Below are 23,506 nucleotides of genomic sequence, written 5' to 3'. Positions count from 1 at the left end.
ATCGTGAGGGTCGCTTGTCTCGACAGCATGATGGGTCTTATCCTACAGCTAGCGCGGGAACGAGTGTGCGGGCTCTCGGAAACTGCATGGTCGGAGACAACAATGAGACCCAAAGCGATCGCACTGGTCACCACGGTATTGCTTGGCGTGGCGGGGCCTGGTGCCGCGCAGACGCCACTGCACGACGATCCGACGGTGCGCCAGGGCTTCTATGCCATCGGCCTGGCGGATGAGGTGCGGCGCAACTGCCCGCAGATCTCGCCCCGGCTCGTGCGGGCCTATACTTTCCTCAAATCGCTGGAAAGCTATGCTCTGAACGCGGGATATTCCGACGCGGATATCGACGCGCTCAGGAATAACGACGCCGAAAAGGACAAGTTGGAGGCGCAGATCCGGTCGGATCTGGCCAGTCGCGGGGCGCGCGCCGGCAACGCCGCGGGGTTCTGCAAGGTCGGGCGGGAGGAAATCGCCCGCGGAACGCAGGCCGGTCGCCTGCTAAAGGTGAACTGATGCACAGAATTCTGCTTACGGTCGCGGCCTCTTTTCTGGCCCTTTCGCCTCTCACGGCCCTCGGCGGGGGCTACGGCCCCGGCGCCTACGGCCCCGTTGGCAGGGACGCCGCGCTGGTGGAGGTGCCCTGCTATCCAGAGGATCCCTTCAAGCTCTGCCCGGTGCCCGCCCCGACGGGGCACCGCCCGGACTATCTGTCGCCGGATGTGCCGGCCCGGGTCCGCCTTGCCACGGTGGACACCGGCCGATTTGCGATCTGGGTGACGCCGAACGCGGTGGCCTACGGGGATGCCGTGCGCCAGGCGGCGCGCGCTGCCGCGGCCCATTGCGGCCTGCGGGGCGGCCCGGTCGTCGCGCGGATCGACACGCGTGAGCGCTACGCGCCAGAGCAGCTGGACGCCTGGAAATTCGCCGGCAGCTGCCGATAGGCGCGCTGCCCCGCGACAAATCGCGGAAGCTGCCCCGCGACAAATCGCGGAATCGGGGCAGGTAGCGGTTTTCGACCCGGCCGAACCGCGCTAGATGATCGTGCAGCGCATGGGCCGCGCGCCCGTCCGCACGGACAGTCTGGAGACCTGGGCATGAGCGAGCTTCGCAAGATCATCATCGACGGGCATGAGGTTGAGGTCGATCCGGCCATGACCCTTCTTCAGGCCTGCGAGCAGGTCGCGGACATCGAGATCCCCCGCTTCTGCTACCATGAGCGGCTGTCCATCGCCGGCAACTGCCGCATGTGCCTGGTAGAGGTCGTGGGCGGACCGCCGAAGCCCGCCGCCTCATGCGCGATGCAGGTGCGCGACCTGCGCGGTGGCCCGGACGGGCAGCTGCCGCAGATCAAGACCACCTCTCCGATGGTGAAGAAGGCGCGCGAGGGGGTGATGGAGTTCCTGCTCATCAACCACCCGCTCGACTGCCCGATCTGCGACCAGGGCGGCGAATGCGACCTGCAGGACCAGGCGATGGCCTACGGGGTCGATTTCTCTCGCTACCGCGAGCCCAAGCGTGCTGTGACCAACATGGATCTGGGCCCGCTTGTCGGCACGCATATGACGCGCTGCATTTCCTGCACCCGCTGCGTGCGCTTCATCACCGAGGTGGCGGGGATGCCCGAACTGGGCCAGACCGGGCGCGGCGAGGATGCAGAGATCACGTCCTATCTGGGCCAGACGCTCGATTCGGAAATGCAGGGCAATATCGTCGATCTCTGCCCCGTGGGCGCGCTGACATCCAAGCCCTATGCCTTCACCGCGCGGCCCTGGGAGCTGACCAAGACCGAGACCATCGACGTCATGGACGCGCTCGGCTCCAGCATCCGCGTGGATACCAAGGGGCGCGAGGTCATGCGCATCCTGCCCCGCAACCACGACGGCACCAATGAGGAATGGCTGTCCGACCGGTCCCGCTATGTCTGGGACGGGTTGAAGCGGCAGCGTCTGGACAGGCCCTACCTGCGCGAGAACGGCAAGCTGCGGCCCGCCACCTGGCCGGAGGCGCTTGCCGCCGCGGCCAGGGCGATGAAAGGCAAGACCGTCGCCGGGCTGGTGGGCGATCTTGCGCCCGTGGAGGCCGCCTATGCACTGAAAGGTCTGGTCGAGGGGCTGGGGGGCCGCGTGGAATGCCGCCTTCACGGCGAGGCGCTGGTCCCCGGCAATCGCGGCGCCTATGCGGGCACGGCGACGATCGAGGACCTGGACGATGCCGGGCGCATCCTGTTGATCGGCACCAACCCGCGCCTGGAGGCGCCGGTGATCAACAGCCGCATCCGCAAGGCATGGCTGCGCGGCGCGACCGTGGGCCGGATCGGGGCAAAGGCCGACCTGACCTACGAGGTGCGCGAGCTTGGCGACGACCGTGCGGCGCTGAAGACCCTGGCCGGCATGGACCACGGCGAGCAGGCGGAGACGGCCGGCGTCATCGTGATCGGCCAGTCGGCCCTGCGCGCCGCCGATGGTGCGGCGGTGCTGAAGACCTGTGTGGACATGGCCGGGGCCGCAAATTCCGGGATCCTGATCCTGCATGGCGCGGCGTCCCGCGTGGGCGCCATGGACGTCGGCGCGGTGACCGACGGGGGACTCGACGCCGCGCTCGACGGGGCCGATGTGATCTATGCGCTGGGCGTCGATGAGATCGACCTGCCGCAGGGGCCGACGGTGATCTACCAGGGCAGCCATGGCGATCGCGGCGCACACCGCGCCGACATCATCCTGCCCGCCGCCGCCTATACGGAAGAGCAGGGAATCTTCGTCAACACCGAAGGCCGCCCGCAGCTGGCGCTGCGCGCCAACTTCCCGCCGGGAGAGGCCAAGGAGAACTGGGCGATCCTGCGCGCGCTTTCGGCCGAGCTGGGGTCGGCGCTGCCCTACGACTCTTTGCGCGACCTGCGCCGCGCGCTTTATGGCGATGTGCCGCATCTGAAGGCCATCGACCAGGTGCCGCTGAACGAGATCGGCCCCCTTGAGGCCGGCGACCTGGGCTCCGGCCGGTTCGAGGAGACGGTCGCGGACCATTACCTGGTCAATCCGATCTGCCGCGCCAGCCCGCTGATGGCCGAGCTTTCGGCCCATGCGAAATCCCGCAAGGCGGCGCCGCTGGCGGCGGAGTAGGCGCATGGCAGGCCAGCCACGGTCCGCGGCCCGCCCCCCGTCGAAGAGGGTGGCATTCGGCGCGGAGATGCGGTTTACACGGTCACGCGCGCGCAGCCGGCCCCAGGGCCGGCCCACGACGCCGAGACACGGTTGGCCGGGAGCCGCCTTGCCGGCGCCCCCACGATCTGACCCGAGGGTTACTTGATGGACGGTTTCTTTTCCACACCGCTGGGCGTTACGCTGATCGTCGCCGCGCAGTCGCTCATGGTGCTGGGCTTCGTCATGGTGTCGCTGCTGTTCCTGGTCTACGGCGACCGCAAGGTCTGGGCCGCGGTCCAGATGCGGCGCGGTCCGAACGTGGTGGGCGTGTTCGGGCTGCTTCAGACCGTGGCCGACGCCCTGAAATACATCCTCAAGGAAATCGTCATCCCGGCCGGATCGGACCGGACCGTGTTCCTGATGGCGCCGCTGGTGTCCTTCGTTCTGGCGGTCCTGGCCTGGTCGGTGATCCCCTTCGCCGACGGCTGGGTTCTGGCCGACATCAACGTGGCGATCCTGTTCATCTTCGCGGTCTCGTCGCTGGAGGTGTATGGCGTCATCATGGGCGGCTGGGCGTCGAACTCCAAGTATCCGTTCCTGGGTTCGCTCCGGTCGGCGGCGCAGATGATCTCATACGAGGTGTCGCTGGGCCTGATCATCATCGGCGTCATCATCACCACCGGATCGCTGAACCTTTCGGACATCGTGCGCGCTCAGGACGGGGGTCTGGGGCTGTTCAACTGGTACTGGCTGCCGCATTTCCCGATGGTGTTCCTGTTCTTCATCTCCTGCCTGGCCGAGACCAACCGGCCGCCCTTCGACCTTCCGGAGGCGGAATCAGAGCTGGTGGCCGGCTATCAGGTGGAATATTCCTCGACCCCGTTCCTGTTGTTCATGGCGGGCGAATACATCGCCATGTGGCTGCTGAGCGCGGTCATCGCGATCCTGTTCTTCGGCGGCTGGCTGTCGCCGATCCCGTTCCTGCCGGACGGCGCGTTCTGGATGATCCTGAAGATGGCGTTCTTCTTCTTCCTCTTCGCGATGGTGAAGGCGATCGTCCCGCGCTTTCGCTATGACCAGTTGATGCGGCTGGGCTGGAAGGTATTCCTGCCGTTCAGCCTGATCTGGGTCGTGCTGGTGTCGTTCTTCGCGCATTTCGAACTTTTCGGCGGCGCCTATGCCCGCTGGGCCACAGGAGGCTGATCCCATGTCGGATTTCGACTATGTCCGCGCCGGCCGGTACTGGCTGCTTTTCGACTTCTGGAAGGGGATGCGCCTGGGGCTGAAATATTTCTTCGCCCCCAAGGCGACGCTGAACTATCCGCACGAAAAGGGGCCGATCAGCCCGCGGTTCCGGGGCGAACACGCGCTGCGCCGCTACCCCAACGGTGAGGAACGCTGCATCGCGTGCAAACTGTGCGAGGCGATCTGCCCGGCGCAGGCCATCACCATCGACGCCGAACCGCGCGAGGACGGGTCGCGCCGGACCACCCGCTACGACATCGACATGACCAAGTGCATCTACTGCGGCTTCTGCGAGGAAGCCTGCCCGGTGGATGCCATCGTCGAAGGGCCGAATTTCGAATTCGCCACCGAAACCCGCGAGGAGCTGTTCTACGACAAGGCCAAGCTTCTGGAGAACGGCGACCGCTGGGAGGCAGAGATCGCCCGCAATCTGGAAATCGACGCGCCCTACAGGTGAGATGATGACAGACGAACCCGACACCCTCACGCTCCGCGACATGGCTCGGACCGCGCGCCGGACGGACAGGATCGAGGACCCGCAATGACCCCCGCCGACTTCGCCTTCTATCTCTTCGCCGTGCTGGTGGTCAGCGCCGGACTGTTCACCGTGATCGCGCGCAACCCGGTCCATTCGGTCCTGTGGCTGATCCTGGCGTTCTTGAGTTCCGCGGGGCTATTCGTGCTGCTGGGCGCGGAGTTCGTGGCGATGCTGCTGGTGATCGTCTACGTGGGCGCGGTGGCTGTGCTGTTTCTCTTCGTGGTGATGATGCTCGACGTGAATTTCGCCGAACTGAAGGCCGAGATGGCGAAATACATGCCGCTGGCGCTGCTGATCGGTGTGGTGATCCTGATGCAGCTGGGAATCGCCTTCGGGGTCTGGCAGACCAGCGACCTGGCGGCGGCGAACGTGGCCGCCCCCTCGGGCGGTGCGGAGACAACCAACACGCGCGCCATCGGACAACTGGTCTATGACAGGTATCTGCTGCTGTTCCAGCTGGCCGGGCTGATCCTGCTGGTCGCCATGATCGGCGCCATCGTGCTGACCCTGCGCCACCGCACCGACGTCAAGCGGCAGAACATCGTCGATCAGATCCTGCGCGACCCGGCCAAGGCGATGGAGCTGAAGGACGTGAAGTCGGGGCAGGGCCTCTGACCCGGCAATCAACCCATGGCGCCCTGCGCCGCACCCAGGAGATAACTCATGTCCAATACCACCATCATCGTGATCGTCGTCGTTGTCGTCGTCGTGGCCGTCGGCGGGTATGGCTTCCTCTGAGTTTCCGCAGGCAGGCGATGGACCATCGCGGGGCGACGGTCTAGGACCGGCGGCAAAAGAGCCGAGGGACAGAAGATGATCGGACTTGAGCACTACCTGACCGTGGCCGCCGCGCTGTTCGTGATCGGCATCTTCGGCCTGTTTCTGAACCGCAAGAATGTCATCATCATCCTGATGTCGATCGAACTGATGCTGCTGGCGGTGAACATCAACCTGGTCGCGTTTTCGGCGCATCTGGGCGATCTGGTCGGGCAGGTGTTCACGCTGTTCGTGCTTACCGTCGCCGCCGCGGAGGCCGCTATCGGCCTTGCCATCCTGGTCTGCTTCTTCCGCAACCGCGGCACCATCGCGGTCGAGGATATCAACGTGATGAAGGGCTGAGGCCATGACCACGATCATCCTCTTCGCCCCGCTGATCGGCGCGCTGATCTGCGGGTTCGGACATCGTTTCATCGGCGAAAAGCCGGCCCAGTGGACCGCGACGGGCCTGCTGTTCCTGTCGGCGCTGCTCAGCTGGGTCGTGTTCATCGGCTTCGACGGGGACATGCAGCGCATCCAGATCCTGCGCTGGATCCAGTCCGGCAGCCTTTCGACCGACTGGGCGATCCGGCTGGACCGGCTGACGGCGATCATGCTGATCGTCATCACGACGGTCTCGGCGCTCGTGCATCTCTACTCGTTCGGCTACATGGCCCATGACGAAAACTTCCGTGAGACCGAGAGCTACCGGCCGAGGTTCTTCGCCTATCTGTCGTTCTTCACCTTCGCCATGCTGATGCTGGTGACGGCCGACAACCTGGTGCAGATGTTCTTCGGCTGGGAGGGGGTGGGCCTTGCGTCCTACCTGCTGATCGGATTCTACTATCGCAAACCGTCGGCCAACGCCGCCGCGATCAAGGCCTTCGTGGTCAACCGGGTCGGCGACTTCGGCTTTGCCCTGGGGATCTTCGCGCTGTTCCTGCTGGTCGATTCGACCCAGTTCAACGACATCTTCGCCGCCGGGCCTGAGCTTGCGAACACGCAGTTGCGGTTTTTGTGGCGCGACTGGACCGCGTCAGAGGTGGTGGCGGTACTTCTGTTCATCGGCGCCATGGGCAAGTCGGCGCAGTTGTTCCTGCACACCTGGCTGCCGGACGCCATGGAGGGGCCGACGCCGGTCTCCGCGCTGATCCATGCGGCCACGATGGTGACGGCGGGCGTGTTCCTGATCGTCCGCATGTCCCCGATCATGGAATTCGCCCCGAACGCCACCGCCTTCGTGACGGTCATCGGCGCGTCCACCGCGTTCTTCGCGGCGACCGTGGGGCTGGTCCAGACCGACATCAAGCGCGTCATCGCCTATTCGACCTGTTCGCAGCTGGGCTACATGTTCGTGGCCGCTGGGGTCGGGGTCTATTCGGTGGCGATGTTCCACCTGCTGACCCACGCGTTCTTCAAGGCGCTGCTGTTTCTGGGTGCCGGTTCGGTCATCCACGGGATGCACCACGAGCAGGACATGCGGAACTACGGCGGTCTCAGGACCAAGCTGCCCTACACGTTCTGGGCGATGATGATCGGCACGCTGGCGATCACCGGCGTGGGCATTCCGCTGACGAGCATTGGGTTCGCCGGGTTCCTGTCCAAGGATGCGGTGATCGAGAGCGCCTGGGGCGCGCAGTCGGGCCCCGGAATGTATGCCTTCTGGCTGCTGGTGGTCGCCGCGCTCTTCACCAGTTTCTATTCTTGGCGGCTGATGTTCCTGACCTTCTACGGCAAGCCCAGGGGCGACAGGCACACCCATGAGCACGCCCACGAAAGCCCGATGAGCATGCTGGTGCCGCTGGGCGTGCTGTCGCTGGGGGCGGTGTTCTCGGGTATGGTCTGGTACGGGTCGTTTTTCGGCGACGAAGCGCAGGTCGACCGGTTCTTCGGCGTGCCCACCCACACCGCAGCGGCAGAGGGCGAGAGTGTGGCGGCCGCCGTGCGGGCGGCGGCGGAGGGCGATCTTGCCGAGGCGGCGTCGGACGTGACCGAGCCGACGTCGGGCGCCGCAGGCGAGCAGGCCGCAGCGTCCGATAATGCAGAGAGCGGCGAGGGCGCGGAACCGGATGCGACGGTCGCGGGCTGGGCGCCCGGCTCCGGCGCGATCTACAAAGCCCCGGAGAACGAGGTCATGGAAAAGGCCCATTATTCGCCGGTCTGGGTCAAGGTCAGCCCGTTCGTGGCGATGCTGCTGGGCTTCGGCGCGGCATTCCAGATGTATATCCGCGACCCGGCCATGCCGGGGCGGGTCGCGGACGCGGCCCGGCCGCTCTACCTGTTCCTGCTGAACAAGTGGTATTTCGACGAGATCTACAACGCGGTCTTCGTCAGGGGCGCGCGCTGGCTGGGGCGGTTCCTGTGGCGCCGGGGCGATGGGTCGGTGATCGACGGCGCGATCAACGGTGTGGCCATGGGGATCGTGCCGTTCTTCACCCGCCTGGCGGGGCGCGCGCAGAGCGGGTACCTGTTCCACTATGCCTTCGCCATGGTGCTGGGCATCGCCATCCTCATTACCTGGATGACCCTTGGAGGGTCCAACTGATATGGACAGCCTGCTTTCCATCGTCACCTTCCTGCCGGTGGTGGCCGCGGTCATCCTGGCGCTGTTTCTGCGGGGCGACGACGCCGCGTCGCAGAAGAACGCCAAGTATCTGGCGCTGATCGCCACCACGGCGAGCTTTCTTCTGTCGCTGATCCTGCTGGCACAGTTCGAGCCGGGCGCGGGCTTCCAGTTCGTCGAGGCGCACACCTGGATCGGCGGCCTGACCTACAAGGTGGGGGTTGACGGGATCTCGATCCTGTTCGTGCTGCTGACCACCTTCCTGATGCCGCTGGTGATCCTGTCGGCCTGGAATGTGGACACCCGCGTCAAGGAATACATGATCGCGTTCCTGGTGCTGGAGACGTTCATGCTGGGCGTGTTCGTGGCGCTCGACCTGATCCTTTTCTACCTGTTCTTCGAGGGCGGCCTGATCCCGATGTTCCTGATCATCGGCATCTGGGGCGGTCAGAACCGGATCTACGCCGCGTTCAAGTTCTTTCTCTACACGTTCCTCGGCTCTGTTCTGATGCTGGTCGCCATGCTGGCGATGTATGTCGATGCTGGCACCACCGACATTCCCGCCCTGCTGGAGCATGAGTTCAGCTCCGGCACCATGAGCGTGCTTGGCTTCCAGATCGTCGGCGGATTGCAGACGCTTCTGTGGCTGGCGTTCTTCGCCAGCTTCGCGGTCAAGCTGCCCATGTGGCCGGTCCACACCTGGCTTCCCGACGCCCACGTTCAGGCGCCGACGGCCGGATCGGTGGTTCTGGCGGCGATCCTGCTGAAGCTGGGCGGCTACGGGTTCATCCGCTTTTCCCTGCCGATGTTCCCGGTCGCCTCCGACCTGCTGTCCGGATTCGTGCTGTGGATCTCGGCCATTGCGATCGTCTATACCTCCCTGGTCGCGCTTGCGCAGACCGACATGAAGAAGCTCATCGCCTATTCCTCCGTCGCGCACATGGGATACGTGACGGCGGGCATTTTCTCGGCCAACCAGCAGGGGCTGGACGGGGCGATCTTTCAGATGATCAGCCACGGTTTCATCTCTGGCGCGCTTTTTCTCTGCGTCGGCGCGATCTACGACCGGATGCACACGCGGGAGATCGACGCCTACGGTGGCCTGGTGAACCGGATGCCCGTCTATGCGCTGATCTTCATGCTGTTCACGATGGCAAACGTGGGCCTGCCGGGGACCAGCGGCTTCGTGGGGGAGTTCCTGACCCTCATGGGTCTGTTCCAGGCCAACACCTGGGTCGCCGCCGTGGCGACGTCCGGCGTGATCCTGTCGGCGGCCTATGCGCTGTGGCTCTATCGCCGGGTGGTGATGGGCGACCTGATCAAGGAGAGCCTGAAGACCATCAAGGATCTCGGCCCGCGCGAGAAATGGATCTTCGCGCCGCTGGTGGCCATGACGATCCTTCTGGGCGTCTATCCCAGCCTTGTCACCGACCGCATCGGACCGGACGTTGCGGCGCTGCTCGACAGCTATCAAACCGCGCTGGACGCGGCGGGCGCCGCGTCCGGTCCGTCCCTGGCGTCAACAGATCAGTGAGAGGCCAGGTGCCATGAGCTCTGCCGATTTCTCGACCATCCTGCCTGAGTTCCTGCTGGCGCTCTACGCCCTCGGCGCGCTGCTCTTCGGCGCCTATGCGGGCAAGGACAGGCGCGCCTCGATGCTGCTGTGGGTCACTGCCGGACTGTTCGTCGCGCTGGCCTTCTGGGTCGGCGTGTCGGGCCATGCGGGACGCGCAGCCTTCGGAGGGCTGTTCATCGACGACGCGTTCTCCCGCTTTGCCAAGGTGATGATCCTGATTTCCGCCGCCGTCGTTCTGGTGATGAGCGAGGAATACATGTCGCGCCGCGATCTTCTGCGGTTCGAGTATCCGATCCTGGTCGCGCTTGGGGTGATCGGGATGATGGTCATGGTCTCCGCCGGCGACCTGATGACCCTCTATATGGGGCTGGAGCTTCAGTCGCTGTCGCTCTACGTGGTCGCGTCGCTGCGGCGCAACTCGATCAGGTCCACAGAGGCCGGGCTGAAGTATTTCGTTCTCGGCGCGCTGTCCTCGGGGCTATTGCTCTATGGCGCGTCACTGACCTACGGGTTCGCGGGCACGACGCTGTTTTCGGGCATCATCGCCGCCGCGGGAGAGGGCACCATTTCCCTGGGACTGCTGTTCGGGCTGGTGTTCATCGCGGCGGGGCTGGCCTTCAAGGTCTCTGCCGCGCCGTTCCACATGTGGACGCCAGATGTCTACGAAGGCTCGCCCACCCCGGTCACCGCCTTTTTCGCCACCGCGCCGAAGGTTGCGGCCATGAGCCTTTTCGCGCGGGTGCTGCACGATGCGTTCGGCGGCGTGGTGAGCGATTGGCAGCAGGTCATCGCGGTCCTGTCGGTGGCGTCGATGTTTCTGGGCGCCGTCGCCGCCATCGGGCAGCGCGACATCAAGCGGCTGATGGCCTATTCCTCGATCAACCACATGGGCTTTGCGCTGATGGGGCTGGCGGCGGGCACGGCCTTCGGCGTGCAGGCCATGCTGATCTATCTGGCGATCTACGTGACCATGAACATCGGAACCTTCGCCTTCATCCTGGGGATGGAGAAGGACGGCAAGCCGGTGGTGGAGATCGACGCGCTGAACCTTTACGCCCGCAATGAGCCGACGAGGGCCCTGGCGATGCTGGTGCTGATGTTTTCCATGGCCGGGGTGCCGCCGCTGGTCGGGTTCTTCGCCAAGTACTACGTGCTGACGGCCGCCGTCGGCGCGGATCTCGGCTGGCTGGCGGTGCTGGGCGTCGTCGCCTCCGCGATCGCGGCCTACTACTATCTGCGCATCGTCTATCTGATGTATTTCGGTACCGAGAGCGACGCGCTCGACAGCACCTCGCAGCCGGTGCTCTGGGGGGTGTTGATGGTCTCGGCGCTGATCATGGTGGTAGGCGTGGTGAACCTCTTCGGCATCGAGGGTCCCGCCGCCGCCGCGGCCAGTGCCCTTGTCGAGTGAACCCGCCTGGCCGGAGGGCTACCGGCTGATCGTCCGCGACACCTGCGACAGCACCAACGCAGAGGCGGCCCGGATCGCGTCGGAACTGGACTACCCGACCTGGATCCTGGCCCGCGAACAGACCGGCGGACGGGGACGCCGTGGACGGACCTGGCAGACGCCGATGGGCAATCTGGCCGCGACGCTGGTGATGCGGCCGGGCGGGACAGCCGGCTGGGCGGCGCTACGCTCTTTCATGGCGGCCAACGCGGTGTTCGAGGCGCTGGCGATGCTGGTGCCGCGGTCGCGCCTGTCGCTGAAATGGCCCAACGATGTGCTTCTGGACGGTGGCAAGGTGGCCGGCATCTTGCTGGAATCGGCCGCCAGCGGCGACCGGATCGACTGGCTGGCCATCGGCATCGGCGTGAACCTGGCGGCCGTTCCGGACGGTCTGCGCGACGCGGCCTTTCCGCCCGTGGCCCTGGGCCGGGATGTCGATGTGGAGGTGTTCCTGACCACGCTGGCCGGCTTCTATGCCACGCAGGAGTCGATCCTGACCCGCCTGGGGTTCGAGCCGATCCGCGAATCCTGGCTCCGCCACGCCGCCCGCCTGGGTGAGATCATCACCGCCCGTACCGGGAATGAGGAAATCACCGGCCGGTTCGAGTCCGTGGACGAGGCCGGGCGCCTGGTACTCTCGACCCCCGCGGGAGAGCGCCGCATCCCCGCCGCGGACGTGTATTTCTGAGAAGGAACCGCCCGTGCTTCTGGCTATCGACGTGGGAAACACCAACGCGGTCTTCGCCCTCTGGGACGGGACCCGCTTCGTCGAGACCTGGCGCACCGCGACCGAAGTCAACCGCACCGCGGACCAGTATTACGTCTGGCTCTCGACGCTGATGCAACTGCGCGGGATCGACGCCAAGGTGTCGGAGGTCATCGTCTCATCCACCGTGCCGAGGGTCGTGTTCAACCTGCGCGTCCTGTGCAACCGATACTTCGATTGCCGCCCCGTCGTCGTGGGCAAGCCCGACTGCGCCCTCCCGATCGAGACTCGGGTGGACGCAGGCACGCAGGTGGGTCCCGACCGGCTGGTCAACAGCGTCGCCGGCAACGATCTCTACGGCGGCGACCTGATCATCGTCGATTTCGGAACCGCCACCACGTTCGACGTGGTGGACCGCGACGGAGCCTATGTGGGCGGCGTGATCGCGCCCGGCGTGAACCTGTCGCTGCAGGCGCTCCATGAGGCTGCGGCGGCATTGCCTCTTGTGGACGTGACCATGCCGCCCCATGTCGTTGGCACCAATACCGTGGACTGCATGCAGTCGGGGGTGTTCTGGGGATATATCGGCCTTGTGGGAGGTGTGGTGCAGCGCATCAAGGATGAGCGCGCGCGCCCCATGAAGGTCATCGGAACCGGCGGCCTGGCGCCTCTCTTCCAGCAGGGTGACACGCTCTTCGACGTGTTCGAGGACAATCTGACGATGCACGGCCTGACCGTGATCCATCGCTACAACAAGGAAATGCAAGAATAATGGCCAAGGATCGCTTGATCTACCTGCCCCTCGGGGGGGCGGGCGAAATCGGTATGAACTGCTACGTTTACGGATACGGGGCGCCGGGCAAGGAGCGCCTGATCGTCGTGGACCTGGGCGTGACCTTCCCGGACATGGACACGACGCCCGGCGTGGACCTGATCTTTCCCGACATCGCCTGGCTGGAAGAGCGCAAGGATCGCGTCGACGGGATCTTCATCACCCATGCCCATGAGGACCACGTCGGCGCCGTCGGGCACCTGTGGTCCCGCATCGGCGCGCCGGTCTATGCCCGCGCGTTCACCGCGCTCCATGCGCGGCGCAAGATGGAAGAGCAGGGCCACAACCCCGACAAGGTGCAGACCCGCCAGCCCTGGCCGGAGACGATCCAGCTGGGACCGTTCTCTGTCGGCTTCCTGCCGGTGTCGCATTCGATCCCGGAAAGCTCCAGCATGGTGATCGATACGCCGGAAGGGCGCGTCATCCACACCGGCGACTTCAAGATCGACTACGCCCCCGGTGTCGGAGAGGCGTTTGACCCGGACCTGTGGCGTTCCGTCGCCAAGGACGGCGTCAAGGCGCTGGTCTGCGATTCGACCAACGTGTTTTCAAAGAACGAAGGCCGCTCCGAATCGACCGTCGGTCCGGAGATCACCCGCTTCGTGTCGGAACAAAGCGGCATGGTCGTGGCCACCACCTTCGCCTCGAACGTGGCGCGGGTACGGACCCTGGCGCGCGCCGGCGTGGATGCGGGACGCTCGGTCTGCCTCATGGGCCGCGCCATGCGCCGCATGATAGAGGCCAGCACCGAAGCCGGGGTGCTGCAGGAGTTTCCCCCCACCATCAGCCCCGACGATGCCGCGCAACTGCCGCGCGGCAACGTCATGCTGATCGTGACCGGGTCGCAGGGCGAACGCCGCGCCGCCTCCGCGCAGCTGAGCCGCGGCAAGTACATGGGCCTGAAGCTGGATGAGGGCGACACGTTCCTCTTTTCCTCCAAGACGATCCCAGGCAACGAGCGCGGCGTGATCGCGGTCATGAATGCCCTGTCGGAACTCGGTGTGGATGTGCAGGACGACGATGACGGGCGCTACCACGTCTCCGGCCACGCCAACCGGCCCGACATACTGGCGATCCACGATATCGTGAAACCGCAGATCGTCATCCCCATGCATGGCGAACACCGTCATCTGCGCGAACACGTGAAGCTGGCGAAGGCGCACGGCCGCACCGGCGTGATGGCCCCCAACGGCACCTGCATCTCGCTCTCGGGCAACGAACCCCAGGTCGTCGAGTATGTTGAGACGGGGCGCAGCTACCTCGACGGGTCGGTGCAGATCGGCGCCATGGACGGCGTCGTCCGCGACAGGATCCGCATGGCGCTGAACGGCCAGGTCACCGTGTCGGTGATCCTGGATGAGGACGACAATCCGCTGGGAGAACCCTGGGTCGATGTCATGGGCCTGCCGGAAACGGGCCGCTCCGGCACCGCGCTGACAGAGGTGATGGAGGCCGATCTCGACCAGGCGCTGCGCCGCGCCGACGACAGGACCATCCTGGATGACGACAAGCTTGACGACCTGCTCCGCCGCGTCGCGCGGCAGACCGCCAACCAGGAGATCGGGCGCAAGCCCGAGGTCACCGTGGTGGTCTCGCGCCTGTCCTGACCTTCATCTTTCCGGAAATATCCCGGGGAGCGCGAGGGGCAGGCCCCTCGCCCTTTCTCACTCCTCGGGCGTGCCGTCCGAACACAGATAGACGGCACCGCCAACGGCCACCAGGCTTACCGCGGCGGCGCCTGCGACGGCCGGGGCGGCCAGCGCGGCGGTAACGGCCGTGCTCGCCCCGGTGCCCAGCGACGTCAGGATCGAGGCCGCCGAGCCGGTAAGGATCGACGCCCCCGAGGCATGGAGCACGGCCCGCGTCCGGCTCTGGCCGGCGCTGCGCTTCGTGGCGATATCCGTCGCCGTGCCCGCCACCGCAACAGCCCCGTCCCTGGCCGCGTTCACCCGGTCGCAGGTCGTCTTGGCGCAGCGCCCGCGATAATCCCGCGCGCCCGGCGCCAGAATATATCCCAGCGTCGGATCGGGGGCGAGGCAATAGCCAGAGATATCCTCCGCGTCGACCTCCTCCGACAAAAACGCGATCAGCGTCTCGCTGTCGCAGACCGGCGCCTTGCCGCGCAGACGGTCGAACCCGCGGGTGGGCCAATTGCCCAGTCGCTCCCGCAAACCAGGTCGGCCGGTCTTCAGCGCGTCGCGGTCGATCATCAATTCGGTCGAGTTTATGTCGGCGCGGCAGACATCCTGTGCCCGGGCGGGCAGGGCGGCGACGGCAAGGAAGGCAAGCAATACGATTCGCGTCATGGTAGAAGAACTAGGCCCGCGCAGTGTCCCCGGCAACCGACCCAGTGCCGCCCGGGCGGGTTTCGTTCCTGTGCCCGGGCGGCAGCGGTGCGGATCAGCCCGGATCGGTGCCATAGGCCAGATCGGCGCGGAAGATGGATAGAAGCGCCTGATGCAGGTCATAGACCGACCGGCCCCGGGGAATCAGCCGGTAGGTGTCGCCGTCGCGGGCAAGGTTGCCGGAGACGACCTGTTCCTCAAGCCGCCGGGGGATCGCGCCATTGGCCAGCAGGAACTCGTCGTAGAAATCCTGCTCGAGAGAGCGCACCGTCACGCCGTTTTCACCAGCCTCCGCGGCCTTGGCCAGCATGAAGAAAGAGATCGACCGGTCGATGAGCGCCGGCACGGTGATGGCAAAGGAATATCCGATGAACAGGGCCAGCACGATGGCGATGGGGACATGGCCGCGCCGGTCGGACCGGCCGGAGAGTGCCGCAGCCGCCCAGATGGCGGCCAAGACCGCCGTCACCAGGAACAGGCAGACCAGCGCGTTGTAGAAGATGATCTCCCGCGCGAAGAGCTGTCGGTCGATCACGAAGACCGCCAGGAAGATCGCGAAGAACACCAGCGCCAGCCCGACGACCCGTGACGTCGCCTTGATCTGTGCCCCGATGGTGCCCGAACGGTGCTCGCTCATAGGTGTCTCCTTGAAGGACGCGGGTCTGGATGCCGGTGCGTCAGATGTCATGGCCCTGCTCCAGGCACCAAGCCACGCTCCTGCGCATCCCTTCGCGCAGCTCGACCAGCGGCTCGTACCCCAGGTCTCTCTGCGCCTTGGATATGTCGCAGGCGATGGTCAGGTTCATCTCCGACAGCACGTGAATCTTCTGATGGTAGAGACCGAGGCCCTGCAGCCCGGCGTCGGCGACCCGTGCCATGTCCGCCACGATGCCGGGCACGCGCAGCGACCGGTCCGACACCCGCATCCCGAAATCGTCCCGGAGAACGTCGCGCACGGTCGCCACGATCTCTGTCATGGGATAGGGGCGCTCATCGGCGATCCAGTAGGTCTGCGCCGCCGCGCGCGGAATCTCCGCCGCCAAAAGCAGCCCCAGCGCCAGTGAGTCCACGTATCCCATGGACCGGCGGTTGTCCCCGGACCCCAGGATCGGGAACTTGCCGTCCTTGATCATGGTAAAGAATTGCGTTTGCCGGGGTGGCTGGCCCGGCCCGTAAAACCACGGCGCGCGGCAGATGACGATCTCCGGCGCGCCGGCCGCATCCATGGACCCGCGCAGCATGTCCTCCATCCGGCGCTTGGACCGGCCGTAGCCCATGTAGGGGTTGTAGGGGCTGGTTTCGTCGAAACGCCCCTCCGGCGTCCGGTTCGCGCCGAACGGAGAATTGGAGGACATGACGACCATGCGCGCGCATCCGGCCCGGGTGGCGGCGTCGAGGACGGCGCGCGTGCCCAGATGGTTGATCGCGTCGAAGTCGCGTACCTTGCCGGGATGGATCACACCGGCAAGGTGGATCACCGCCGCGCCCTCTGCTCCGTCCATCAGGTTGGTCACCGCGTCCGGGTCGCGCAGATCGCCGCGCACGATCTCCGCACCCAGTCCGGACAGGTCGGACACGTCCTCACCGGCGGGAACGAAGCCGCGCACCGCGCTGCCGGCGAAACCGCGCAGCCCGGGCCAGTCGAGCCCCAGGGTCAGGGCCCGGACCACGCGCCGTCCCAGCCAGCCATTCGCGCCGGTGACGATAATGCGGGGAAAACGATCCAGTGTCATTGCAGGTCCTTGATGGGGATTGGGAGCGGGTCAGGCGGCGCTGCGTTCGCGGAAGGCCGTTCGGCGCGTCTTTGTCCCGGAGGCCGCCAGAAACGCCTCAGCGTTGCGGTACGCCATGGCCATGACCGTCGCCTGCGGGTTCACGCCCGGTGCTTCCGGGATCTGGCTGGCATCCGCGATCCTGAGGTTCTCAACCCCCGACACGCGGCCGAAGGAGTCGGTCGCCACACCGTCGGAACGCTCGCCCGGCGGCAGGCTGGAGAAAAGGTGAATGGTCATCAGGCTGGTCCGGGTTCTCGGCAGGGGCGCGTCGGCCTGGGCCAGGACCTCCTCTGGGCTGGCCCAGCCGGGATGTCCGGCGATGGACGGATAGACGTGCCGTGCGCCCGCCGCGAACATCACCCGGGCCAGTTCCGTCGCGCCCCTGGCAAGCTGCGTCCAGTCGCTCTCGGTCAGGGCGTAGCGCACCAGGGGCTCGGCCGAGAGTGGCAGGGGCCGCACCGTGCCGGTCCCCGCGGCGCGGATCATGGTGTAATACTGGCCGCAGCGGCGCCATTCGGGCATGAGCCAGGACCGCTCCGCCCAGTCCTCTGCCAGGGACATGGCCAGCAGGCCCGGTTGCGTCACCGACCCGCCGATCCGCCGGTCCGGCATGAATTCGGAAATCGCGGTCAGCGGCAGGCGCGCGTCGTGGGCGTCCAACACCTCATCGAAGAGCGCCGTCGCCTTCAGGGTCGGATGCAGGCGCAAGGTGTCGCCCACGCAGCGGGTCAGGCCGCTGCGGCGCAACAGCGCGGGGCTGTGGATCGCGCCCGCGCAGACGAAGACCTCCCGCGGGCGCAGGACCACCCGGTGCCGGCGCCCGTCCGCGCCGCGCGCCTGCGCGGTCACCTCCACGACCCGGCCGCCGCGCAGGCGCAGGCGCGCGGCGCGGCAGTCGGCGATGAGCCGCAGGCCACCGGACAGGGCGTCGGGGATCTGCGTGGCGGTCATGGATTGCTTGCCGCCCGTGGGGCAGCCGAGGGAGCAGTAGTTGGTGCCGACGCAGCGCCGCGTGCCGCGGTCCAGCTCGACCACCTTCCAGCCGAGCGCCGCGCCGCCGCGCCGCAGGATATCCGTCGGCAGCCCGGCATCGGGGGGCGGGGGCGTCGCGTTCACCACCTTGGCCGCGCGATCGTAATAGGGACCGAGCGCGGCCGCCCCGAACTCCGCGATGCGGTATCTCTTCGCCCAGTCGTCCAGAAGCGTGTCCGGCGCGCGCTGGAAGATGGCGCTGTTGATCTCTGTCCCGCCGCCGACGCAGCGGCCTTCGGCATAGGCCACAGGCGGCGTGCCGAGGGCGGCCAGGATCCCGCTGCCGCGCCACATCCGGCGGAAGGACTCCGGCACGCTGGCCGGTGCGTGGGCCGCGTCGAGATGCGCGCCCTCGTCCAGCATCAGCACATCCCGTCCGGCTTCGACCAATGTCGCGGCCACGCTGGCGCCGCCCGCGCCGGAGCCGATCACCAGCACGTCGCAGGACAACGTCGCAGGGCCCCCGATGCGGTGCGGCGCCCAGCCCGACCCGGCCGGTCCCGCCGGCCTGGCCCCGCCTCTCATCGCAGGACCCCGTCGGCGCGGAGGGCGCGCATCCGCGCCTGCCGGTCGGGGCCCCGCTCGACCCGCAGCGCGTCCTTCACGGCCGGGTGCTCGAACACCGACAGGAGCGTCAGCGACCGGACCAGACGCTCAAACGACCGGAACGGCCCGCCCAATCCCGCCGCCGTTCCGCGGACCGCCATGGCCGCCGCCGCGGCCAGCGCCAGCAGCGTCACCGCCGCGCGGAAATGCGGCGGTGCCCCACGGATCGCCCGCACCGTGTCAGAGAGCGACGCCTCCCTCACGGTGGCGCGGTCGGCGGCGGAAAGCACCGGCCAGTCAGGCTGGAATTCCGCGACGATGGGTCGAAGGACGCGTTGCAGCATCGGCCTACCTGCTGATGAAGTAGAGGGCGGCCACCAGGAGCAGGTAGCCCACGAAACGCTCTGCGGTCACACGCTCATCGAAGATCACCGAAGAGGCGAGCGCGAGTCCGAAGGTGCTGAACCCGACCAGCATGGGATAGGCGACCGACAGGGGGATCTTCTTGAGCGCCTGCATATAGGCCAGAAGGTTCATCCCGAAGAGCCCCACCGCGACCAGGAAGAGCACCGATCCGAACACCGCAACCCCCGCCGCCTGGCTTTCGCCAGTGTAGCGCAGCACGACATTGGCGGCCATGTTGAGGGTCGCGGCCAGCGCGAGGAAGATCCACTCAGCGGCCATGCGCGGACCTCCCGGGACCGGCAATGCGACCGCTCATGTCAGCCTCTTCATCAGGCGCAGGGCGCCCTGCTTGACGGGACTCTTGTGGGCGGAGGTGCCGGAGGCCGCCTTGGCGTCGTAATTCGCCACGTACCAGTCGTAGCTGTCCTTCAGCATGTCCTGGTTGCTGAAGCGCGGGGTCCAGCCCAGCCGGTCGGTGACATGGGCGGAGTCGAAATAGAGCGGTTTGTGATAGGTCATGTAGTGGTAGGGACCCAGCGGCGACAGGCCCATCTTGTCCAGAAGCCGCAGGGTGCCGACGGTCGGTCCGGCGGGCAGGCTCTTGACCTTCGAGCCGGTCCCGGCATGGGCGCAAAGCGCCTCCAGGTCACCGCGCAGCGTTCCGTAGCGGTCGGTGCCGACATTATAGAGACCGGGCTGTTCCTTCAGACAGGCCAGGACGCTGACGGCGGCCAGATCGTCCATCTGCACGAATTGCAGCTCATTGGCCCCGGACCCCAGCACGAAGACGTTCGCCCCGTCCTTGATCCAGTCGAACAGGATCTGGAAGATCCCCAGCCGCCCGGTGCCGATCACGGTGCGGGGGCGGATGCTGGCGACGGGCAGGCCGGCCTCTCCCGCCTCCAGAACCAGATCCTCGGCGGCCTTCTTGGCGCGGCCGTAGATCTCGATGGGCTCACGCGGGGTGTCCAGCGTCACCGGCAGCGCCCGGGGCCGGCCGAACACCGCGCTGGAGGACATATTGGCGAACATCCGCACGCCTTCGGCGCGCGCGGCCTCCAGCGCCACCCGGGTTCCGTCGACATTGACCTTCCAGAACCGCTCGCCGGCCTTGGCGATGGGCACCAGCGCGACGTTGTGATGGACGTATTCCACCCCCTGCATCGCCCGGCGGACGGCGGGCGCATCGTTGATGTCGGCCTCGACATACTCGACCTCTTCGGGAAGGTCCGGCGAGCGCCACAGATCCAGGACCCGGACCCTTTGCTGGCGCGCGAGCAGTCCGCGCACGATGGCCGAGCCCACGTAGCCGGATCCTCCTGTCACCAAGTGCATAGTGTTTCCTTACCTTCGGATTGCCCCTTGCGGGCGGGATTGAAAGACATGCCGGCTAGTCCAGCGCTTCGATGTTCAGCCATTCCAGCGACCCCGGGGGGGCGCCCACCGTGGCGACAACGAACAGTGCCAGCACGATCACAAAGCAGATCCGGCTGACCGTGTCGCGAAACGCGAAGACAATGGGATCATCGTGGATCAGTCCGCGCTGGGCGATTCCGACCATCCGGCTGGACCAGTAGATGAGGACCGGGGCCACCAGCCAGAGCGCCTCGCTGAACGGATAGAGGGCCGCGGCCGTCCGGGTGTTGATGTAGAGCGCGAACAGCAGCACCGCAGAGAAGCTGGCCGAGATCGCGATGGACGCGACCATGTGCAGATCTTCTGTGAGATAGGCGCGGCCCTTGATCTCCCCGGTCTCCGTCGATGCCTTCAGCACGATCTCGGAATGGCGCTTCACCGCCGCGAGACCCAGGAAGAAGAACATCGAGAACCCGAGCAGCCAGACCGAAGTGGCAAGTCCCGTGGCCACCGACCCGGTGACGATGCGGATCGTGTAGAGCCCGGCCAGAACGCAAATGTCGAGGATGATCTTGCGCTTGAGGTAGATCGAGTAGGCGGTGGACAGGGCCACGTAGATCAACGCCATGGTCAGCAGCGGAAGGCCCCCGGCAAGCCAGCTCAGCAGCAGGGCCGTCGCCATCAGCCCCGGGGCGAACGCCGTGCCGACGGCGAGAGGCAGCGCGCCCGAGGCGAACGGGCGGAACCGCTTGCGCGGATGGCTCCGGTCGGATGCCAGGTCCAGCAGGTCGTTCAGCAGGTAGACGCCGGACGCCAGCAGGCAGAACGCGACGAAGGCCACCGCCGACAGGAGCCATTGCTGGGTGCTGGTGGCGTGGGCGGCCAGGGCCGGCAGGAACACCAGCACGTTCTTCGACCATTGGTGCGGCCGCATGGCCCGGACCAGTGCCCCGAGCCGGGGGCGCGACAGACCGGTGGCAAGGCCCCCCGGCGCGTCGCCGTGCGGGAGGCCGCGCACGCGGGAGGCGCCGTCGACCACGTAGGATCGACGCGCGCGGGCCCAGACCGGCAAATCGGCGCGCGAGTCGCCGATGTAGTCAAAGGCGTCCTCGCCATAGTGGGAGGCCAGGAACTCCGCCTTCTGCGCGCCTTTGAGATTGACCCCGTCACCGGAGCCGTGGACCTCATCGAAAAGTCCGAGATGCGCCGAGACTCTCTGCGCCAGGCCGCGATCGGCCGCCGTGACGAGGGCCGTCGTGCCGCCACCGGCGCGGTGGGCGCGAACAACGTCCAGCACGTCCTGGTTGTAGGGCAGATCCTCTACCCGCAGGGGGGCGCAGCCGGCCAGTTCCGATTTCAGCGCTGCACGTCCGTGCCGCAGCGCCCCCGTGGCCCTGAGGGCCGCGAAGGGCGAATGTGCGACGGCAGCCCAGAAGCTCTCGAACAGCAGGTCCGTGCGGATCAGGGTCCCGTCCAGATCGACGGCGAGGGCGCCGGAGGTCCGTGCGGGGGCGTTATCTGCCGGACAGGACATCGCCATTCCCATAGATCCGTCCGTCTTCCTCATCGAAGAGCGCGTTGAGATCGAGGGTGTCGATCATCTCCTGTTCCGTGGCCAGATATTTGCGCCAGTCGACCCCGTCGAAGGCGACCACGACGGCCTCGCCCCGGGCGAGCTCTTCGCGGATCGTCGCCATCTGGCCGTCGTAGGGGTAGTCTGGGTGGGGCAGGCCGGTCCGGCTGTCGTAGTGGCGCGGCCAGAAATCGGCCCTGCGGCGGGCGATGATCCGGATGGCGTCCGGACCGTCGGAATAGATCTTCGTCTCAGGGGGCAGGTCCCTGACCCGCGCCAGGGTCGGCGACTGGCGCCAGTCCTCAGACTGGTAGTAGTTGCCGTCGACCATCAGCTCATAGGACGATTCGGTGCCGCGTACGACGTTGAGCGCGGCAACGGCGATCACCGCGGCCACGAATGCCCTGGCAAGGCGCGGCTGCGCACGGGCGAAATCGCGGTCGCCGAAAAGGGCGAGCGCGGAAAACAGGACCATGGCATAGACCGGCAGGATGTAGCGGGAATGGACCGTGAGACCGTATTCCACGAAGAGCGTGAAGACGACAAAGGCCAGATAGAGCGGCACGAAGAGCATCGACAGCCGCACGATCGCAGGTGCGGGCTGCGACAGCCCGGGCCGGGCGGGCAGGAACGCGGCCACCATGCACAGCACGATCGCCGCCAGGAACAGGGTGACGGTTCCGGCCAGGATCGCCATCGGCAGGGCGGCCGGCAGAAAGAACGTGGCCACGGTGGTCACGGCGTTCATCAGGGTGGACAGGTCCGGCTCTCCCAGAAGGGCGAACTTCCGGTCCACCCCGGCCCCACCCATGATCCGGTCCACCGCCACCCAGGCCAGGAACGCCCCGCTGGAGATGGTGCCGTAGACGACCGACTGGATCAGCCTGGCGCTCAGCGGCTCCCGCCCGTAAACCAGGATCGCCAGGGCGCAGGCGCCGATCAGGGGCGCGGAGGAGAACCGCGTCAGCAGCGCCAGCGCCGTCAGCACCGCGGCCAGGACGAGCGCCGTCCAGGAGCCGGTCTCCATCACCCGCGCGGTGAAGATCAGCGCCCCCAGAAGAAGCGCCAGCGCCAGAGGCTCCGACAGGACGGTCTGATGGACATAGAGGAACTGCGGCAGGAACAGCAGTGCGACCATTCCCGCGATCATCGGCACGGTGCGGACCCTGGCCGCGACCAGGATATGGGCGAAGAGCGAGAGGTTCAGCAGCAGCAGCCCCAGATTGACCAGCCGCGCCAGAACCACCCGGTCGCCGCCCAGCTGGGCGGCGAGGTCGATCAGCATGCTGTAGACCGGTCCCTGCTGGCGCCCCTCGTCCCAGAAGCTGAGATAGATGACCGAATCCGGGCGCAGCCCGATTCCCTGCCACGTTCCAGCGACGTAGAGAATCAGGCCCAGCAGAAACACGGGCCAGACACCCTTCGGAAAGAGCGCGTCTTGCCGTTGCACACTGTAATCGGCCGACATCAGCCGTCCTCCATGCGTTCCTGGGACGCCTGCGAGAATGAGGCTAGGGGCTCTGTGCCGCAATCGCCCAAAGGCATATCCGCACGCCCCAAATGCGCTTAATCCAAACGAATGATGTCGCACGGCCTAGCCGTTTGCTCCTACGGTTTGACGGGGCTCTGTTGCACAAAGCTTTTAATACCCGAGATTCCCCTTTCCCCGGACGG

General features: G+C 66.6%; 22 protein-coding genes. 13 read left to right on the top strand and 9 right to left on the bottom strand.

Translation table 11 applies throughout. The features are described 5' to 3' along the window. Positions 1-102: 102 nt before the first annotated feature. The 13 genes from KW83_RS00730 to KW83_RS00670 all read left to right on the top strand — a co-directional run bounded on the left by KW83_RS00730 (position 103) and on the right by KW83_RS00670 (position 14,407). Entirely contained in the window at positions 103-510 is a 408-nt protein-coding gene (locus KW83_RS00730; protein WP_036173120.1) for a DUF5333 domain-containing protein, read from the top strand. Further along, on the top strand, positions 510-938 hold the full coding sequence (locus KW83_RS00725) for a hypothetical protein (protein WP_036173117.1): 429 nt from the start codon (positions 510-512) through the stop codon (positions 936-938). Before KW83_RS00730 ends, KW83_RS00725 begins: the two co-directional genes overlap by 1 nt. Positions 939-1,091: 153 nt before the next feature. Continuing rightward, on the top strand, positions 1,092-3,113 hold the full coding sequence (nuoG, locus tag KW83_RS00720; protein ID WP_036173114.1) for an NADH-quinone oxidoreductase subunit NuoG: 2,022 nt from the start codon (positions 1,092-1,094) through the stop codon (positions 3,111-3,113). Between the two features lie 186 nt (positions 3,114-3,299). Then, on the top strand, positions 3,300-4,337 hold the full coding sequence (gene nuoH / locus KW83_RS00715; RefSeq protein WP_036173110.1) for an NADH-quinone oxidoreductase subunit NuoH: 1,038 nt from the start codon (positions 3,300-3,302) through the stop codon (positions 4,335-4,337). Positions 4,338-4,341: 4 nt separating this feature from the next. Continuing rightward, entirely contained in the window at positions 4,342-4,836 is a 495-nt protein-coding gene (nuoI, locus tag KW83_RS00710; protein ID WP_036173108.1) for an NADH-quinone oxidoreductase subunit NuoI, read from the top strand. 84 nt (positions 4,837-4,920) lie between these two features. Next, on the top strand, positions 4,921-5,532 hold the full coding sequence (locus KW83_RS00705; protein ID WP_036173105.1) for an NADH-quinone oxidoreductase subunit J: 612 nt from the start codon (positions 4,921-4,923) through the stop codon (positions 5,530-5,532). A 198-nt stretch (positions 5,533-5,730) separates the two neighbouring features. After that, entirely contained in the window at positions 5,731-6,036 is a 306-nt protein-coding gene (nuoK, locus tag KW83_RS00700) for an NADH-quinone oxidoreductase subunit NuoK (RefSeq protein WP_036173102.1), read from the top strand. A 4-nt stretch (positions 6,037-6,040) separates the two neighbouring features. Next, positions 6,041-8,218 carry an NADH-quinone oxidoreductase subunit L gene (gene nuoL / locus KW83_RS00695; protein ID WP_036173099.1) on the top strand — a complete coding sequence of 726 codons (2,178 nt, stop codon included), beginning with the start codon at positions 6,041-6,043 and terminating at the stop codon, positions 8,216-8,218. Between the two features lies 1 nt (position 8,219). Next, a complete protein-coding gene (locus KW83_RS00690; protein WP_036173096.1) occupies positions 8,220-9,770 on the top strand; it encodes an NADH-quinone oxidoreductase subunit M in 1,551 nt (516 codons plus the stop codon). Positions 9,771-9,783: 13 nt separating this feature from the next. Beyond that, positions 9,784-11,223 carry an NADH-quinone oxidoreductase subunit NuoN gene (nuoN, locus tag KW83_RS00685; protein WP_036173093.1) on the top strand — a complete coding sequence of 480 codons (1,440 nt, stop codon included), beginning with the start codon at positions 9,784-9,786 and terminating at the stop codon, positions 11,221-11,223. Beyond that, positions 11,213-11,950, top strand: coding sequence for a biotin--[acetyl-CoA-carboxylase] ligase (locus KW83_RS00680; protein WP_036173090.1), 738 nt, complete (start codon positions 11,213-11,215; stop codon positions 11,948-11,950). The genes nuoN and KW83_RS00680 overlap by 11 nt, the downstream gene beginning before the upstream one ends. Positions 11,951-11,963: 13 nt before the next feature. After that, entirely contained in the window at positions 11,964-12,740 is a 777-nt protein-coding gene (locus KW83_RS00675; protein WP_036173087.1) for a type III pantothenate kinase, read from the top strand. Further along, positions 12,740-14,407: a ribonuclease J gene (locus tag KW83_RS00670; RefSeq protein ID WP_036173083.1), complete on the top strand. Its 1,668-nt coding sequence runs from the start codon at positions 12,740-12,742 to the stop codon at positions 14,405-14,407. The genes KW83_RS00675 and KW83_RS00670 overlap by 1 nt, the downstream gene beginning before the upstream one ends. 57 nt (positions 14,408-14,464) lie before the next feature. On the opposite strand, the gene KW83_RS00665 is transcribed toward KW83_RS00670, so the two are convergent. The 9 genes from KW83_RS00665 to KW83_RS00625 all read right to left on the bottom strand — a co-directional run bounded on the left by KW83_RS00665 (position 14,465) and on the right by KW83_RS00625 (position 23,300). Next, positions 14,465-15,106, bottom strand: coding sequence for a hypothetical protein (locus KW83_RS00665; RefSeq protein ID WP_036173080.1), 642 nt, complete (start codon positions 15,104-15,106; stop codon positions 14,465-14,467). A 94-nt stretch (positions 15,107-15,200) separates the two neighbouring features. Continuing rightward, positions 15,201-15,782, bottom strand: coding sequence for a hypothetical protein (locus tag KW83_RS00660; protein ID WP_051928076.1), 582 nt, complete (start codon positions 15,780-15,782; stop codon positions 15,201-15,203). A gap of 40 nt (positions 15,783-15,822) precedes the next feature. Next, positions 15,823-16,878, bottom strand: coding sequence for an NAD-dependent epimerase/dehydratase family protein (locus KW83_RS00655; RefSeq protein ID WP_036173076.1), 1,056 nt, complete (start codon positions 16,876-16,878; stop codon positions 15,823-15,825). Between the two features lie 30 nt (positions 16,879-16,908). Continuing rightward, positions 16,909-18,402, bottom strand: a complete 1,494-nt coding sequence (locus KW83_RS00650) for a GMC family oxidoreductase N-terminal domain-containing protein (RefSeq protein WP_200879637.1) — start codon at positions 18,400-18,402, stop codon at positions 16,909-16,911. A 71-nt stretch (positions 18,403-18,473) separates the two neighbouring features. Then, a complete protein-coding gene (locus KW83_RS00645) occupies positions 18,474-18,842 on the bottom strand; it encodes a hypothetical protein (RefSeq protein ID WP_036173074.1) in 369 nt (122 codons plus the stop codon). A gap of 4 nt (positions 18,843-18,846) precedes the next feature. Next, on the bottom strand, positions 18,847-19,182 hold the full coding sequence (locus tag KW83_RS00640; protein ID WP_036173071.1) for a DMT family transporter: 336 nt from the start codon (positions 19,180-19,182) through the stop codon (positions 18,847-18,849). Positions 19,183-19,215: 33 nt separating this feature from the next. Then, entirely contained in the window at positions 19,216-20,238 is a 1,023-nt protein-coding gene (locus KW83_RS00635; protein ID WP_036173068.1) for an NAD-dependent epimerase/dehydratase family protein, read from the bottom strand. A gap of 55 nt (positions 20,239-20,293) precedes the next feature. Continuing rightward, positions 20,294-21,805, bottom strand: a complete 1,512-nt coding sequence (locus tag KW83_RS00630) for a UbiA family prenyltransferase (protein WP_235191333.1) — start codon at positions 21,803-21,805, stop codon at positions 20,294-20,296. Further along, positions 21,774-23,300, bottom strand: a complete 1,527-nt coding sequence (locus tag KW83_RS00625; RefSeq protein WP_036173065.1) for a glycosyltransferase family 39 protein — start codon at positions 23,298-23,300, stop codon at positions 21,774-21,776. Before KW83_RS00625 ends, KW83_RS00630 begins: the two co-directional genes overlap by 32 nt. Between the last annotated feature and the right edge of the window lie 206 nt (positions 23,301-23,506).

The sequence above is a fragment of the Palleronia rufa genome (assembly GCF_000743715.1).
Lineage (GTDB): Bacteria > Pseudomonadota > Alphaproteobacteria > Rhodobacterales > Rhodobacteraceae > Palleronia > Palleronia rufa.
Note: the sequence above shows the minus strand (reverse complement) of the source record. Positions and strands in the feature narration are given on the sequence as shown.